The organism is Shewanella sp. TB7-MNA-CIBAN-0143, from assembly GCF_040310065.1.
Lineage (GTDB): Bacteria > Pseudomonadota > Gammaproteobacteria > Enterobacterales > Shewanellaceae > Shewanella.
Genome location: NZ_JBEOPL010000007.1, coordinates 56,894 through 72,808, shown reverse-complemented (window position 1 = coordinate 72,808; position 15,915 = coordinate 56,894). Strand labels below are relative to the sequence as shown.

At 39.2% G+C, this 15,915-nt stretch carries 13 protein-coding genes; 8 read left to right on the top strand and 5 right to left on the bottom strand.

The genetic code is table 11. The features are described from left to right. Positions 1–7: 7 nt before the first annotated feature. The 3 genes from AAEY97_RS07630 to AAEY97_RS07620 form a co-directional block, all read right to left on the bottom strand. Positions 8–451 (bottom strand): transcriptional repressor, encoded by a 444-nt coding sequence (locus tag AAEY97_RS07630; RefSeq protein WP_350997832.1) that lies wholly within the window; start codon positions 449–451, stop codon positions 8–10. 45 nt (positions 452–496) lie between these two features. After that, on the bottom strand, positions 497–778 hold the full coding sequence (locus AAEY97_RS07625; RefSeq protein ID WP_059747677.1) for a DUF134 domain-containing protein: 282 nt from the start codon (positions 776–778) through the stop codon (positions 497–499). A 350-nt stretch (positions 779–1,128) separates the two neighbouring features. Further along, positions 1,129–2,133, bottom strand: coding sequence for a WD40 repeat domain-containing protein (locus AAEY97_RS07620; protein ID WP_350997829.1), 1,005 nt, complete (start codon positions 2,131–2,133; stop codon positions 1,129–1,131). Positions 2,134–2,351: 218 nt separating this feature from the next. Here AAEY97_RS07620 and pyrC point away from each other — a divergent pair, with 218 nt between their 5' ends. Then, complete coding sequence (gene pyrC / locus AAEY97_RS07615) at positions 2,352–3,389, top strand: dihydroorotase (RefSeq protein ID WP_101086150.1); 1,038 nt, start codon at positions 2,352–2,354, stop codon at positions 3,387–3,389. A gap of 127 nt (positions 3,390–3,516) precedes the next feature. On the opposite strand, the gene AAEY97_RS07610 is transcribed toward pyrC, so the two are convergent. Then, complete coding sequence (locus tag AAEY97_RS07610) at positions 3,517–6,951, bottom strand: EAL domain-containing protein (RefSeq protein ID WP_350997826.1); 3,435 nt, start codon at positions 6,949–6,951, stop codon at positions 3,517–3,519. Between the two features lie 645 nt (positions 6,952–7,596). Here AAEY97_RS07610 and AAEY97_RS07605 point away from each other — a divergent pair. The 3 genes from AAEY97_RS07605 to AAEY97_RS07595 all read left to right on the top strand — a co-directional run bounded on the left by AAEY97_RS07605 (position 7,597) and on the right by AAEY97_RS07595 (position 10,850). Beyond that, positions 7,597–8,040 carry a DUF2057 family protein gene (locus AAEY97_RS07605; protein ID WP_157822782.1) on the top strand — a complete coding sequence of 148 codons (444 nt, stop codon included), beginning with the start codon at positions 7,597–7,599 and terminating at the stop codon, positions 8,038–8,040. 828 nt (positions 8,041–8,868) lie between these two features. Further along, complete coding sequence (locus tag AAEY97_RS07600; RefSeq protein WP_350997823.1) at positions 8,869–10,458, top strand: S41 family peptidase; 1,590 nt, start codon at positions 8,869–8,871, stop codon at positions 10,456–10,458. Further along, complete coding sequence (locus AAEY97_RS07595; protein ID WP_350997820.1) at positions 10,458–10,850, top strand: hypothetical protein; 393 nt, start codon at positions 10,458–10,460, stop codon at positions 10,848–10,850. Before AAEY97_RS07600 ends, AAEY97_RS07595 begins: the two co-directional genes overlap by 1 nt. Before the next feature lie 366 nt (positions 10,851–11,216). Here AAEY97_RS07595 and AAEY97_RS07590 read toward each other — a convergent pair whose 3' ends face one another. Then, complete coding sequence (locus AAEY97_RS07590; RefSeq protein ID WP_350997817.1) at positions 11,217–12,665, bottom strand: DUF4892 domain-containing protein; 1,449 nt, start codon at positions 12,663–12,665, stop codon at positions 11,217–11,219. A gap of 328 nt (positions 12,666–12,993) precedes the next feature. On the opposite strand from AAEY97_RS07590, the gene AAEY97_RS07585 reads away from it, so the two are divergent. The 4 genes from AAEY97_RS07585 to AAEY97_RS07570 all read left to right on the top strand — a co-directional run bounded on the left by AAEY97_RS07585 (position 12,994) and on the right by AAEY97_RS07570 (position 15,914). Next, positions 12,994–13,266 (top strand): Flp family type IVb pilin, encoded by a 273-nt coding sequence (locus tag AAEY97_RS07585; RefSeq protein ID WP_502959438.1) that lies wholly within the window; start codon positions 12,994–12,996, stop codon positions 13,264–13,266. Positions 13,267–13,327: 61 nt separating this feature from the next. Further along, positions 13,328–13,639 carry a Flp family type IVb pilin gene (locus AAEY97_RS07580; RefSeq protein ID WP_350997814.1) on the top strand — a complete coding sequence of 104 codons (312 nt, stop codon included), beginning with the start codon at positions 13,328–13,330 and terminating at the stop codon, positions 13,637–13,639. Between the two features lie 32 nt (positions 13,640–13,671). Beyond that, positions 13,672–15,054 carry a hypothetical protein gene (locus AAEY97_RS07575; RefSeq protein ID WP_350997811.1) on the top strand — a complete coding sequence of 461 codons (1,383 nt, stop codon included), beginning with the start codon at positions 13,672–13,674 and terminating at the stop codon, positions 15,052–15,054. Then, a complete protein-coding gene (locus tag AAEY97_RS07570; protein WP_350997808.1) occupies positions 15,054–15,914 on the top strand; it encodes a hypothetical protein in 861 nt (286 codons plus the stop codon). Before AAEY97_RS07575 ends, AAEY97_RS07570 begins: the two co-directional genes overlap by 1 nt. Position 15,915: the final 1 nt, after the last annotated feature.

Sequence of the window (15,915 nt, the reverse complement as noted above, 5' to 3'; positions counted from 1 at the left end):
GCGACTATCAATCAGACTTTTTGTGTCCTGATTTGCTATTAAGTGCTTTTTGGCAAGCAAAGCAGTGACCGTAAATATTGAGGCTGTGGTGGTGAATACTCATGCCGTGATGTTCTGCCGCTAATCCTAAGCGAAGCTCAATCAAAGGGTCGATAAAATCGATTAACTTGCCACAGGTTAAACAAATTAGATGATCATGCCGTGGTTTATTACTGAGCTCATAAACAGTATTTTTAGATTCAAATAATCGACCTACAACGAGGCCTGCTTGTTCAAAATTCGCCATAATTCGGTCTACAGTATGAAGGCTAATGGTCTCTCCCTGTGCATTTAACCCTTGATAGATATTTTCTACCGTTAAATGCTGTTCATCGATTTGAGTAAGAAACTCAAGTAACTTACACCTTTGAGTGGTTATTTTGAGACCAGATTCTTTCAATACTGCTTGCATTAGATTGACCTAAACACGTCGATACGTGTTAACTGTGTTTAATCTTCAGCTGATATTATTTGTCATCAACGCTTTGCCATTAATAAGACTATCAACCACCTTATGCCTAGCTCCTTTAACCAAGTTCGCCAACGTTTGACGAGAAATATTCATTGATTTAGCTGCTTCTTGTTGTTGCATCCCCAGTAAATCAACTAAGCGTAAAGCCTCCATTTCATCCTCTGCAAGTGGTACCTGTTCTAACTGCGTCATCGGAATACCATTGGGCTTAAAACAGATGTTGGCAGCTTGGCCGCATATGGTTCGGGGGATTTTAGGTCTTGCCATGTAACACCTCGTTTGTAGCATATGCCATATATACTGAATGTAGTTCACACATGCAAGCTCTATTCTTTATTGAGTATGAGATACAAAAAGATCTTTGATCTAGCCCATAAAACTGACTATTCAACGATACTGATTTTATCACCGTGCTAAATCCAGCCGGCTTTGGAATTGTTAGTGACTGTTTAGTGATGCTATTGATTCATACGGTTACTATCTGAGAGATTATTGATTACCAGTGATACGCCCAACAGTGCCAGTATCTATGAGGTGCCAATTGCCAGTCAATCACACGAACAATGCAAATCAAATAACGCTGTTATGATTTTTTATTATCTCTGATGGAGATAAACTTATAAGCTCCAGGTCTCAAGTGCGCCATCTGAGCTTAAGGTCAATAGCTTACCATTAGGTTTGATCACCATTGAAAATACCGTGGTGCCAGCGTTATAGGCGGTGATATCCCAATGGGAAAGCTCTTTTCCTGATGAAGCATCCCAATAGATAACACTTTGTTTTGACGTTGCGGTAATTAAGTTTTTGCCGTGATTGACGAATAACGCCTGCCGAAAATAGCGATAGCGCTCAAGGTAATCCAGATGACTTACTGGCTGCGTTGTTTGGGTATCGATAATGACATTGTTATCGAGTGCATCGGCAATAAATAAGCGCCGATTAGCGTCATCAAAACTCACGCTGGTGATTTGTTGAGGACGTGAGAAACTGCTGATCAACTCACCGCTATAAGCAGCCCAAATATGGACATCACCATCAAGTCCTGTCGATAAAACCTGTTGTTCAAAGCCTGATAGCTCAACATGATTAACGGCGGCGCTGTGTTGTTTAAACAATGACATTGTCATGCTACTTCGTTGTATCACTGTGATTGAACCATCATTCATCCCCACCAAAATAGTGCTGCCTGTTTGGCTCAGAAAAAGGCTCGAAATGCTGGCATCGGGATTAAATCCGTGGGCGGGCCAACGTATATCTAATTTGCCTGTCTCAAGGTTAAAAACGGATATTTTTTGTTTGCCAGCCGTCGCAAGGAATTGTTTGTTACCAGACAACGCCAGCAGATAATTGGTTTCATCAAAGTCATCGTCAGACCATTGGCGTAATAGTTGGCTTGTTGCCACATCCCAAATTGATAATGTACGGCTTCTGCCTAATGTGACAGCCATACTGGCATCGTTAGACAGTACGCCATCAATTAGCGTTTCTTGTACGAGTGGTTGAATATTATCGGGGGTTTTCATCACCTCAGCTTGATTGCAGCCAGAGACAGCCATCATTATCGTGATGACGCTAATAAGGTGCACACTTATCTGTAATCTAAATCCGGCATTAGCTAACAATTTAATTCCCCCTATAAAAAGATGCTTTCAACATAATAGCATAGAGCGTTACCGCCGGTTTTATGGGCTCGCAACTGCATGAATCGTGAAATATTTACTATAAATGGCATGACTTTTTGCTATAGCAAAGTCAGCGTTCAAATTATGCATCTATTAAGAAAAAGTGAATTCAGGCACAATAACGGCTAACAATCTGTTATTTAAGCCAAGGAACCCACATGACGCAAATTACCTTAACCACTCCCGATGATTGGCATCTTCATTTTCGAGATGGGGATATGCTAGGTGAAACGGTTCCTGCGACGGCTAGACTGTTTCAACGCGCGATTGTGATGCCTAATTTAGTCCCACCAGTAACGACCGCTACAATGGCTTTAGCTTATCGAGATCGTATCTTGGCGGCGCGCCCAGCCGGAAGTAGTTTTCAGCCGTTAATGACGCTATTTTTAACTAATAACACCAGCGCTCAAGATATTATCGATGCCAAAGCGGCAGGGGTAGTGGCTGGAAAGTTATACCCAGCAGGTGCGACCACAAATTCAGATGCAGCAGTTAAAGCCTTGGATGAGTTGTTTCCGATATTTGAGGTTATGGCGCAACAAGGCATGTTGTTATTAGTACATGGTGAAGTAACAGAATCGCATATTGATATTTTTGATCGCGAAAAGATGTTTATCGATCGCTATTTATCGCGCATTGTCGAAGCCATTCCTAGCCTTAAAGTGGTGTTTGAACATATCACCACTAAAGAAGCGGCTGAGTTTGTCGCAGAGGCTTCAGCTAATGTTGCTGCAACCATTACCCCACAGCATTTATTGTTAAATCGTAATGATTTACTCGTCGGTGGTGTGCGTCCGCATAACTTTTGCTTACCCGTATTAAAACGCAACATTCACCAGCATGCATTGCAAGCTGCTGTGGCGACAGGCTCAAGTAAATTCTTTTTAGGTACTGATTCTGCCCCGCATGAAAAACACCGCAAAGAGTCAGCCTGTGGCTGCGCAGGTTGTTACAGTGCCTGGAGTGCATTAGAACTCTATGCGCAAGTATTTGATAACTTAGGGGCATTAGATAAGTTAGAAGGTTTTGCCAGCTTACATGGCGCAGACTTTTATGGCTTACCACGCAACAGCGGCACTGTGACGCTAGTGAAACAAGAATGGACGGTACCAGAAGAGATTATTCTGCCAAACGGTAATCCTATCGTGCCATTTTTTGCAGGACAAAAAGTGAATTGGAAAGTGAAAACGGCTTAAGTTAATCACTAAGTTATCTAGGTAATTAACGCAGCATGCTGTTTTTATCACGGGTAGCTAAGTAGAAATAGCTTAATAACCAAATAGATTTATTAATGCCTGTCAGTTTGCTGACAGGCATTTTTGATCAACGTCTTATTAAAGATCTCTTATTGGCTGTTTCATTTGTTGCCTGCGCCTGTAAAAGTGCTTCAAATGCTGCTTGGGGTAATGGTTTACTAAATAAGTAACCTTGGCCGTAATCACATTTCAATGCATTAAGCAGATGATACTGCTCTTCTGTTTCAACGCCTTCTGCCACGACCGTTAAATTGAGACCATGCCCCATAGCGATTGCCGCACCAACAAGTTCTAGATCGCCCGGATCGACGGTTATATCGTTAATAAAGCTTTTATCTACTTTTAAGGTATTGAATGGGTAACTGCGCAGGTAACTGAGCGACGAATATCCGGTACCAAAATCGTCCATTGAGATACTGACACCAATGTCGTTAATGGATATCAAGTTACTGTCGATGACGGCGTCGCCACTGAGTAAGACTCCTTCGGTGATTTCCAGTTCAATAGTGCTAGGATTAATCTGATGTTTATCTAGCTGGATATTAAGCATATCAACAAAGGTATTTTCCCTGAATTGTTTTGGGGACACGTTAATGGCAATTTTAAAATGAGGATTATAGGTTTGTTGCCATTTTTTGGCTGTAGCAAATGCAACCTCGATAACATATTGACCGATTGTGACAATGAGTCCCGTTTGTTCAGCAATAGGGATAAACTCATCAGGAGTGACTTGACCGAGCAAAGCATTATTCCAGCGTAAAAGGGCTTCCGCGCCGATAATTTTGCGGTTCTTGATATCTACAAAAGGTTGAAAGTAAACCTCGAGCTCTTTTTGCTTCAATGCACTGCGTAATTGCTCTTCAACTTTCAAGCGCCGATTCATATCGTGGTTCATTTGATGTGTATAGAAATTATAGGTATTTCTGCCGCGATCCTTTGAATGGTACATGGCTGAATCTGCTTGTCTTAGCAATTCTTTGGGGTCTTCACTATCTAGCGGGTAAAGGGCAATACCAATACTGATGGTTGACACTAGCTCACGATTTTCGAGCCTAAAAGGCTGGTAAAATTGCTCGAGTAGCTTACGGGCAATAATTTCAACTTCAGTGGGTTCATTAATATTGCTCAATATAATGATAAATTCATCACCTCCCAACCTACCCACAACATCACTTTCTCTAATGGTATTTTTTAACCGAACCGCCGCTTGGATCAACAGTTCATCACCAACAGAGTGACCCATGGTGTCATTAACCTTTTTAAAATCGTCTAAATCAATAAACAATACTGCCACATTATTTTTGGCTCGATGGGCGTCTTTAAGCATTTGCGACAATCTATCAAGTGACAGTAGTCTATTAGGCAGGCCTGTTAAGCTATCGTAATGGGCTTGATGAAGAATTTTTTCTTCTTGTTGTTTGTATTGAGTGACATCTTGTTTTAGGGCTAGATAGTGTTTAGTGACGCCAGCGTTATCAAAAATAGGTGCAATATGAGCATGTTCCCAAAAAATATCGCCGTTTTTCTTTTTGTTTTGCAGCTCGCCTTGCCATGCATGTCCGGTAGAAATAGCATTCCATAATTCTTTATAAAGTGATTTTGGGGTTAATCCCGACTTTAGCATGCTGGCCGATTGGCCAATGACTTCACTCGCGGCGTAGCCAGAAATTTTTTCAAAGGCACTATTCACATATTCAATTTTGCTGTCGATATTAGTTAATATCATTGATATTGGGCTTTGTTCTATTGCTTGTGACAATGTAAGAGCTTGTTCTTCAGCCTTTTTTTGGGCGCTTAAATCGATATCGATGCAGTACATTTCTGCTTCATTATCGGTATTGTTGATTAACGTATGGGATGAATAAACCGCTACATTACTACCATCTGCACGTTGCAGGAGTAATTCTTCAGCGAGAATAGGAACCCCATCATTAATCCATGCATTGACGTTATTGATCACATGTTCTCTGTAAGGTGGGGGAATAATGAGGTCTTCTAATTGCTTCCCTAATGCTTGCTCTTTGGTATATCCATAAAGCTTTTCACTGGCTTGGTTCCAAAAAATGACCGAACGGTTTTTATCATAACCTTGGACCGAAATTGAGGGTATTTGTTCGAAAATATGTCTAAACTTAGATTCACTCAGAAGCAGTTTTTGTTCGGCATTAATGCGCTGTGAAATATCTTTAACAAAGCAGAATAACATCCCATCATCACCATCCCAAAAGCTGATGCTCACCTCAACATGAAACAAATGACCTAACTTATGTCGGTGTTGAGAGGTGTAATTAATAGACTTTGTTTGCTTAACTTTAATGACATTTTGAGTAGAATACTGGTGTTTTTCACTGGTTTCGATCTCTCCAATCGGTTTATTGCTCAGCTCGTCGAGAGTATAACCGGTCATATTAGCGAAACTCTGATTCGACTCAATTATTTTGCCGTCCACAGACACAATAACAAAGCCATCTTGCGCGGTACTGATAATATTACGATAAGTACTTTCACTGCGGCGTAACTGTTCTTCAATGAGTTTTCGGTCGGCCATATCTCGACTTACGCCCACAATCCCCTCAATTTCCCCAGACAAATTAGTAAAAGGCGTTTTATGGGTTTTAAAAATATGGGCGATTCCATCGGGTGTTGTGACCCATTCTTCATTCATCCACGGCTGGTTTTCTCGTAATACAAAGCGATCGGCTTTGATAAAGCTGTCTGCCTGTTGACGATCAAATAAGTCATAGTCTGTCTGATGCTTAATATCCTCGGGTTTAAGGTGTAACGCTTCAGAGAATGCCTTGTTACAACCTAAATAAATCCCGTCGACCGATTTGTAAAAAATGATATCGGGAATGCCATCAATAATGCTTTGTAACAGGTTTTTCTCGGTTTCGAGGAGGCCTTTGTGATGATGTAACTCTTGATATATTTGTTGCCTTTGTTGATGCTGTTTTAGCAATAACCCCACTAGCATGGTGCCACATGTATATACCGTTAATAATGTCGGACCAATTGTGAGAATAATGTCGTATTTATCTACCACTGGCATGAGTAATAAACACAGCAAAACGCCAATCTCCACCACAAACCCCATGGCCAGTAAGTTTTGCCAATTGGGTTGTTTGTTTGCAGACTTCATCCAGTATCGCCAGCCTAACCCAATGGCAGAGCTGATAATAATAATTAAGGTTCCAACGTATAAACCGGCGCCGCCTTGATAAATACGGAAACAAGCAGCGAGTAACACGGCAATCAATGTCGGGATAAAACCAAAAAATAGCCCACTTAAACTTAACAGTACCCAGCGAGTATCAAAAAATATCCCCGGCCTTAACTCCCAAGGATTATTCATGACACAAATTGCAATCATTCCGATAAAAACCCCACTCAAGACATTTCCATATTTCTTGGGGGCTATCTTTTGTAATTTAATGGCATCATAAATAACGACAAGTGCCAGTAACAATACGGTGTTACTCATCAAACTGAAAAAACTATCCATTCTTTCCCCGCATAAAAAGAGCATTGCCTTCTTTTACTGTAGTTCAAATCTGATAATAATAAAAAAATAAACTATTTTTATCATTACGTTAATAAGATTTTTACCGTTATTATCTAACGCCTGTGACCATTATTATCTAACGCCTGTGACCATTGAAATCTGAGCAAAGGTTCAAATAAATGGCATGATCAAGTTTAGTCGTTAAACGGTATTTTTGTGTACTAAATCTTCATCCGTTGACGAGTTCTGTGAAACACCGCGCTTCATTTTTATCGGCTGTAAATGTAGGGGGAAAACGCAATCTAGCTAAAACGATAGAATGATGACTTATCTAAGGATGAATGGCTGAATATTGAACGATTATTCAGCTATTCAATAGCTTGAGTTTCTGTCGAATGACAGGGTGTTGAATGATCTGTCATTGGCGTGTGTTAATTCATTTCGGGGCTATGCATTATAAAGCCGATTACATTTATAAAATGCTAACTATCAATAATACAATAAGATAAAGCTTAACGAGTGACACTAATTTGTATTAAGTCATTTTTAATATAAAAAGTTGAAATTTATTTGTATATATCGAGGTCTTTTACATTAATACCAACATACTTAATCGTTAAGTATGAAATATGGATGAATATTATTATGACGACTTCATTTTCTGTAAAAATGTTACTCACCTCAACCACCGTAGGCTTAACGCTATTATTTGGCATGCCAGCTCAAGCATCGAGTATTACAGTACCGGACTCAATGATAGTTGAAACCGTGAATGGTCAGAACGTCAGTATAAAAAATACGATTGGACTTAGCCGTGGGCAACAATTGGTTGAAATTAACTATCGCGACTTATTTCAAGATAATGCTGATGATTCAGGCCATTGGGTACGTTCTGAATCCTTGTACCTCACATTAGAAGTTGCTGAAAATCAACGTTATGAGCTTGCTACACCTGATATTTATAGTGCTGAAGCTGCTCGTGATTTTTTAGATAACCCACAAGTCACGCTGAGTATTAATGGTCAACAACACAAAAGTGTCGCATTATTGACTCAGTCGCAGTTATTAACTCAATTAGTGTTGAGGTAAGTTTAAAAGTGGTTAGCAAGTCTTATCATCAGAAGCGGCTTGCTAAAAATTATTTTAAGACACTGCTACTTTCGTAATACGGATTCTATATCGCCGATTCTATAACTTGTTATTGTGTAAATATTAATTTAAGTAATAATATTTCTAGTTGTTAGTTTATTTGTTAATTTATTTGTTTTTTTGATAACTTCAGCTCAGTAATTTTATTGAGTTGATATTATTGAGTTGATATTATTGCGTTGGTATTGTCGATTAATGTTGTTTGGATTATTTTGTTAATGATATCTATAGGTTGATTTATAGTTTTTGTCGTGTTTTTAGATATTTATTGAAAATAGTAGATTCAGTTTCATCATTAATGTGTATTTAGTTTCCTCCATTCAAATTTTCAACACGCCAACTAGCTTTTATACTATGTTGTCGAACATATTTGCCATTTTTCTGGGGTATTGAGTTGTAGAATACAGCTGCCCAACGCTTATTGCTCATGAGTGTTTGCTTTAAATAATAGATACCGAGTCAATGACTTTTATCAATGGATTATATCGTAAATTATTGATAAATATGGGCTATTATGGCATATAAAAATGGAGTTGATTTTGTTGTGTTCATCCTACGATGAACACAACTTACCAAAGCAGTCCTTAAACAATATCGTTGGTAAGCAAAGCATTGGTTCTTGTAAGATGAACTCGCGGCGCGATAATCAATTCATTTATTGATCATTCTCTGTATTTTAGTAAATCATTTGCGTTAATATACTGTTGCATTCTAGAGCAGTTATTTGTAATACAAATGGCTAACATAAAGTAAAATAAAGGAATATTAATGCAGTTACTTTTTAGGAAAGCTATCACTCCGTTATTGGTTACCGCCAGTTTAACCGTTGCAGGTTGCAGTGGTGGGGGAAGCGAGTCAGCCAGTAATAATGTCACACCTCCGGTGACAGACAGCAGTAGCATCACTTGGACCAAAGGCCAGTTTACTCCATACGCGGATGTCGCATTACAGTGCAAGGCCGATCAAACTGGATCTGAACTCACCGAAAAGCTTTGGCTTCGCTCATGGAGTAACGACACTTACCTTTGGTATGATGAAATTTTCGATCGCGATCCAGCTCCTTATACCGTAGCGCAATACTTTGATTTATTAATCACAGATGAACTGTCTGAAACCGGTAATGTAAAAGATAAGTTTCATTTCTCAATGCCGACTGATGAATGGGAGCAATTAAATCAATCTGGCGCATCATTCGGTTACGGATTTAACCTGTCACTTCGCAATGCATCTGCGGGGGTAACTCGTCAGGTCACCATTACTTATAGCGAACCTAATTCACCGGCAGTTGCCGCGGGAATAAATCGCGGCGCTATTATTGTTGCTGTAGATGGCGTCAATGTGGCTAATGCTGACGATAGTGCAAGCATAGATACATTAAATGCAGGGTTGTTCCCAACTCAAAGTGGCAAACAAACGACATTTACCGTGCGAGATCTCAATGCCAGTGTCGATCGCAATGTCATATTGTCGGCCACCACAGTTATCTCTACCCCGGTACAAAATACCCAAGTAATCCAAACCGCAAGCGGCAAGATTGGATACTTACAATTTAACTCTCATATAGCGACTGCTGAGCGAGGGTTGTTTGATGCTATCACCACGTTAAGCGAAGCGGATGTAGAAGATTTAGTCCTAGATTTACGCTACAACGGTGGTGGTTTACTCGCCTTAGCGAGTCAGTTGGGTTACATGATAGCAGGTGATACCGCGACCAATAATCGCATTTTTGAACGCACCAGTTTTAATGATAAATATCGAACTATTGATCCCGTAACTAGAGCAATACTCGAGCCAACGCCGTTTATTCCGGAAACAATAGGCTTTAATACTGGGTTGCTGCGTGCAGGGATTACACTGCCTTCACTAAACCTCAAGCGGCTTTATGTATTAACAACAGCAGATACTTGCTCGGCCAGTGAAGCATTGATGAATAGTCTGCGTGGTATTGATATTGAAGTGATTCAAATTGGTGGTACAACGTGCGGAAAGCCTTATGGATTTTACCCAACACCAAACTGCGGCACCACTTACTTTAGCATTCAATTTAAAGGCGTGAACGATAAAGGTTTTGGTGATTATTCAGATGGTTTTGTGCCCACTTCAAGTCCAACACTCGACAGTGAAATTGAAGGTTGTGCGCTAAGCGATGATTTAAACCATGCGCTTGGTGATACCAATGAGCGACTCTTAAGCGCCGCATTGTATTACCGTGATAATAACCAGTGTCCAGCGCTTACGTCATCAGCGGCTAAAGTGTCAGCGGCCCCAACAATGATGGATAAAGGCTTTATGTTGAAAGATGACCGTCACTCAACATTGCTTAAAAATAATCGGATAATGTCGACAGGAGCCATGTAATGTCCCGTTTATCTTCTGGTTTACTTATCGCTGTAGTGATGTTTTCCACGGCTTTTATGGGATGTGGTACTTCAACTGCCGGAAACGATAGTGCGGTTCCTGCGCTAATCGCGTCCCCAAATAGTGCCAGTGTGGATGAACTACAAGCGACTATTGCCAGTTTGTTGAATACAGACCATGTGATGATTGCTCAAAGCGCGTTTACAGACACCAGTGTCTTGTCTATTGAACCTGCAATGCACAAAGACACTAATGGTCGTTTATTAATGGGGCGCTCAATCGTGATGCCAGAGAGTGTGCAGCTGCTTATTCATGGCGATACATGCTTGCTTGAGCACGCCAAAAGCGGCCAACGTAAAATATTGCAAATAACCACCTGCCGAGCCGAGTAACACTGGCTAACTTATGGCGTAGTTACCTGTTAATTCAGGCTTGGACTCAGTCGTACCAATGACGAAATATTGTCATTGGTACTACTGGGATATTGCTGGTTTATTACCGGAGTTTTATTGTCAATCTGATGGATATTATTGTGGTTATTTAACGCTTCAGCGTTAATCACAATAATGAGTTAAGAGTTAAGGATTGAGTTAAGAGTTAAGGCCTGAGTTAAGAACTAAATTCAGGACTAAATACAGACTACGTATTAACCTTGTGTCTGGTAAGTAAAATGTTCTTAGTTAATAGAAAGGTAGCCTAGGCTACCTTTCTATGATTACTTCTCCAGTGAGATAATTATCTATTATCCGTAGCAGAGGTTATTTATTATCTGAACGTATCACTAACTCAACGCGGCGGTTTTGTTTCTGGCCCGCTTCATCAAGATTATTGGCAATAGGCGAGTACTCACCAACCCCTTTGGCTTCAACTTGTTGTGCAGAAATAGAGAACTGTTTAATCAAACGGGTTTTAATTGCAGTCGCGCGTTTTTCTGACAAGGTTTGGTTATAAGCTTGCGAACCTTGATCGTCTGAATGCCCTACCACATAAAACAGTTGTTTAGGGTGTGTTTGTAGGTATTGAGCGACAACTTCAACAATCTGATAAGCTTCTGGCAGTAATTCGTCGCTATCATATTTAAACAACAAACCGTCCAGCGCCACATGGCCTGTTTTGGCTATCTCGTCGGTTAAGCCCTGCAAATCAATTCCCACACGATTATTGTTTAACGTGGTTTCTTCAATGATTCTGATTTCAGCAGCGAGATTGCCAACAAAGCCAATCACATACACCATAACGTAAACATTTCCCTCGGGCCGATCTAACTTATACAATCGATAAAATTGACTGTCATCACGACCATTGGACATGAGTAATTTTAAAGCGTTATACATTTCTGTTTTTCGACCACATAGCTCACCTGTACAAGCATAAACTTCCTTAAAGCCAAGCCTAGTTAACGCGTTTTGGTAATTAGCATTAATCTCGTATTCAGAATAAGTTCGAGGTAAGTTATAGCCAATATCGGTTATTTTTCCGTCTAACATCTTAGTCTCAAATTTCTTGCCGTTTTTACCTATTAATACGGCGATTTGTCCAAAACTATGGGTGGTATATTCATCAATATAAGCACCAGGTATACGAGTTAACATTGGATGATCGGCAGAGTTTTTTTCATCTTTTTTGCTATTGTCTGTTACTGCTATTTCACTCACCTCTTGTGATAAATAGCTCTGGTTAGTGGTCACCAAATCTAATGGTTCATCGATTACTTCTATAATATCGATCTCTACGTTGGTGGCGCGCTGCCAGCCAGCCGCATATATGGACACATGTACTTGTTTTTTAGGAAGGGTGATATAAGCAGTAATTAACGAGGGTGAACTTTTTGAAATTGTATATAGCGGTTTTATAAATTTGCCTAATTTCTCCTCACTACCACAACTTGCTTGCTCGCATTCAAAAATGATCTCGGCATTTAGCGCTTTTAGCTGATTTTTATAGTTATTGATTAAATGAGCAGGTGTATAAGACGGCGGTAGCTCATAGTTGGTTCTAGTTAGTTTTCCTTTCACTTCTTTTGATTGAATATTTTTATCGTCAATTGCCGTGATCAATTGCACAGGCGTGAAGTGCCTTAATTCATTTTTTGTTTCTTTTACCTCTTTAGGCTCAGAAAATAATTCTTGTGATGTTGCCGAATAGGCATTCATCGCTGGCATCGCCGAAATGATGATTGCCAATGACATTAGCGCGGATTTTAACATATCAACTCCCTGTTGTGTATGTTGATGGTGGTAATATGAAATTAAATCAAACAGCAAGACGTAATATTTCAATTTATGCATAATATTACCAGATAATGATTTTTTATGAATAAATTTGAATCTATAGCGTAAATTTAAGTGATATTAATTCCAACATTTTTGTTCCTTATTATTAAGTTAATTAGCATTGCTACATTACATGGTATAGGTTTTTGTATTTTTATAGTGCCAAGTGATAATTGATTTGTTTTATTTTTGTGAAATAATTTGCAGGTTGTAAATATTGATTTTTAGATAAACAATTAACTTTAACATTGGAGGTTCGAAGGTGAACAAATTGAAACAAAAAGGTCAAGGTATGACCGAATATATTATTATTGTAGCGTTAATTGCCGTTTCTGCAATTGGTGTTTATAGCTTTTTTGGTCAAACTATCCGTAACCAAGTTGCTGGGTTATCAGCTGAAATGTCGGGTCAAGATTCAAGTGGTCAAATAGGTAAAGCTGTTGCATCTGCAGGGAAAGCAGATACTGTGGCAGATAAAGAATATAACTTAGGTAATTACGATAAAGCAGCAAACTCGAGTGCTAAAGGTAATTAATGCTTAGCCGATGTAGCCAGATATTGGGCTATGTCGGCTTTTTTATCAAAGGGATTCTGATATGAAAAAAAGTCAATTAGGTCAAGGTATGACCGAATACATCATCATTGTGGCATTAATCGCTGTTTCGGCAATTGGTGTATATAGCTTTTTTGGACAAACTATCCGTAATCAAGTTGCTGGTCTTTCCGCCGAAATGTCAGGACAAGATTCAAGCACACAGATTACAGCTGCGCAAACTTCTGCCGCTGCTGCGAATACAACAGCTAATAAAGATTATAACTTGGGCAATTATAATGAAGGAGCAAATTCGGCTGCAGGAGGAAGCAGTTCAGGTGGTGGAAGTACTGGCGGGGGTACTGTAGTAGATTAATACCTTAAAATAACTCATGGATGAATTTACTAATGCAACCTAAAACCAAATTTTTAAAGCAAAAAGGTCAGTCTTTAGTCCTGTCTTTAATATTAATGTCTTTTGCTGCGATGACAGTTTTATACAGCTACAACACGGCTCAATTAAATATAAAGTCAACAAAACTACAGCATACAGCTGATAACGCAGCTTATAGTATCGCAACCATCGCAGTGAGAGATTTTAATTTTAAAGCGTACACAAATAGAGCTTCTGTTGCCAATCAAGTTGCGGTAGCCCAAATGGTTGGTTTATCTTCATGGTTTAATATGACCGAGCGTTTTACTGAAAATGCATGTACTGCTCTTTGTTGGGTTCCTTATTTAGGGCAGGTCATTAGTGCAATACGAAGTGGCGTCGGTTATGCAAATCAAGTAGTACAACCATTTACAGAAATAATGATTACTGCTGAAAATGTAATATTGGGTATTCTTCGTTTTTCTCAAAATGCAATTCATTATGCAAGTGCAGGCGCTTCATTTACTACAGCAAGAAAAATCGTGAATGCAAACGATGACAAAGCTGAATTAAGTTTTGCGCAAAACCCTCAGCTTATCGAAAATATACACAATGTTTGGTTTACCTTTCAAAAGGAACACAATCGTGATCTTCAAAACAGAAATAATACACAGTTTACTGATTTTAAAGCCGTTATTATGGATTCAAGAGACCCCTTTAGTGAAAATAGATCTTATAAGTTAAGTTCTATTTGGAGCCAAACAATTTGGCCGTTACGCTGGAAAACGCAAAAAGCTGGTGGAAGCGAACTTATCTCAAACAGGAATGATGCTGAAACTTGGACTTCAATGGATACAATTGGATTTCATTTATCTAAATATCGATGTAGCTGGTCAGGGTGTCGTTGGCGTGGCTTCAGTGAAACTCCAATTGGTTGGGGGGCAACTCGTTCTGATGACAGAGCCAATATTACCCGCTTAGGTAGCTCATCACTTTGGGGACGTAGCAGGGATGTTAACAAAACATCTTCTAAATATGCAGCGAATAATCAGCAGACATCAGGAAGTTATAGTGGTGTCCAACCTTTTTATGGCTTATCAAATTCCGCAGTTAAAAAGAATCATACAGATAATATTGTCGTTGTTGTTTCAAAAGAACAGAACGATGCAAGGACAACAAGCTCTGTTGATTTAGCCGGAAACAATATAGACCCAGCAACAGCAGAAAAAATGTTAGGTGATAGATTAAATTCTATATCAGCATCACAGGCCTATTACTCTAGACCAACTGATTTATGGACTCGAGCAGATGGTAAGCATGAATATGGAAATTTATATAATCCATTTTGGCAAGCTCGATTAACAGACACCACGAATTTAGAACGAACTATGTCCTTAGCATTAACGAGGTTGCTTTAATGGTTGCTGTGGAACAGAAAGGACAAGCATTGGTTGAAGGCGCAATTGCACTTACCTTTGTCATTATTCCTTTATTAATTCTACTGCCTTACATGTCTAAAATGACAGAGGTACAGCATCGAGTATCAGAGGCTGCACAGTATACTTCTTGGGAACGAACAGTGTGGAAGAATAGTCGTCCCAGTTTGTTGCCAAATAATAGCTCTCATCATTCGGCAATTATGCCAGAAAATGATATTGCAATGCGTATTCCTTGGCGATTTTATCAGAAAAATGGGCTGTTAATTAGTAGTGAAAATCGAAATGAATGGGATTGGGACGAGAACGTTCATCCATTACTAAAATCTCAAACTACACAGAACTCATCAAATGACAATTTATTATCCTTAACGGATGAGAATATTGCTGACGGTGAGTTTTCTCGATTTGAACGAACAGAGCGAAGTGGTAAAACACCTGGAAGTATAGGGAGTACGATAGATAATGCGGTTGGATTATTATCTTTTACAGGATTAAATTTAGAAAGATCGCCATATTACGAAACAGAAGTTAGCATTAAATTACAAAATCACTATTTAGAACCCTTTGATCAATTAAATTTAAGTTTTAAAGGGAATAGTGCATTAATGGCTTCAGGGTGGAATGCTGGAGGTGCTGTTCATGCAGATAAGAGAGTGAATAAACTAGTGTTAACCTCAGTTTTAGATAACAGTCTTGTAGGCCTTGTTCAAACAATTGGTGGTTTTATTCCGTTTGGCAAAGAACTTAAAACTAACTCTTTAAAATTTGGTCATGTAGATTCTGATGTCTTACCGGAAAATAGGTTATGTCGTTATGGTACTGAAAATTGTGGTGGTTAAA

Bases quoted from the DNA above. Each gene is read 5' to 3' on its own strand.
- AAEY97_RS07625 (WP_059747677.1), bottom strand. From the start codon at position 778: ATGGCAAGACCTAAAATCCCCCGAACCATATGCGGCCAAGCTGCCAAC.
- AAEY97_RS07580 (WP_350997814.1), top strand. From the start codon at position 13,328: ATGAAAAAAAGTCAATTAGGTCAAGGTATGACCGAATACATCATCATT.
- pyrC (WP_101086150.1), top strand. From the start codon at position 2,352: ATGACGCAAATTACCTTAACCACTCCCGATGATTGGCATCTTCATTTT.
- AAEY97_RS07575 (WP_350997811.1), top strand. From the start codon at position 13,672: ATGCAACCTAAAACCAAATTTTTAAAGCAAAAAGGTCAGTCTTTAGTC.
- AAEY97_RS07590 (WP_350997817.1), bottom strand. From the start codon at position 12,665: ATGTTAAAATCCGCGCTAATGTCATTGGCAATCATCATTTCGGCGATG.
- AAEY97_RS07600 (WP_350997823.1), top strand. From the start codon at position 8,869: ATGCAGTTACTTTTTAGGAAAGCTATCACTCCGTTATTGGTTACCGCC.
- AAEY97_RS07610 (WP_350997826.1), bottom strand. From the start codon at position 6,951: ATGGATAGTTTTTTCAGTTTGATGAGTAACACCGTATTGTTACTGGCA.
- AAEY97_RS07595 (WP_350997820.1), top strand. From the start codon at position 10,458: ATGTCCCGTTTATCTTCTGGTTTACTTATCGCTGTAGTGATGTTTTCC.
- AAEY97_RS07630 (WP_350997832.1), bottom strand. From the start codon at position 451: ATGCAAGCAGTATTGAAAGAATCTGGTCTCAAAATAACCACTCAAAGG.
- AAEY97_RS07605 (WP_157822782.1), top strand. From the start codon at position 7,597: ATGACGACTTCATTTTCTGTAAAAATGTTACTCACCTCAACCACCGTA.
- AAEY97_RS07570 (WP_350997808.1), top strand. From the start codon at position 15,054: ATGGTTGCTGTGGAACAGAAAGGACAAGCATTGGTTGAAGGCGCAATT.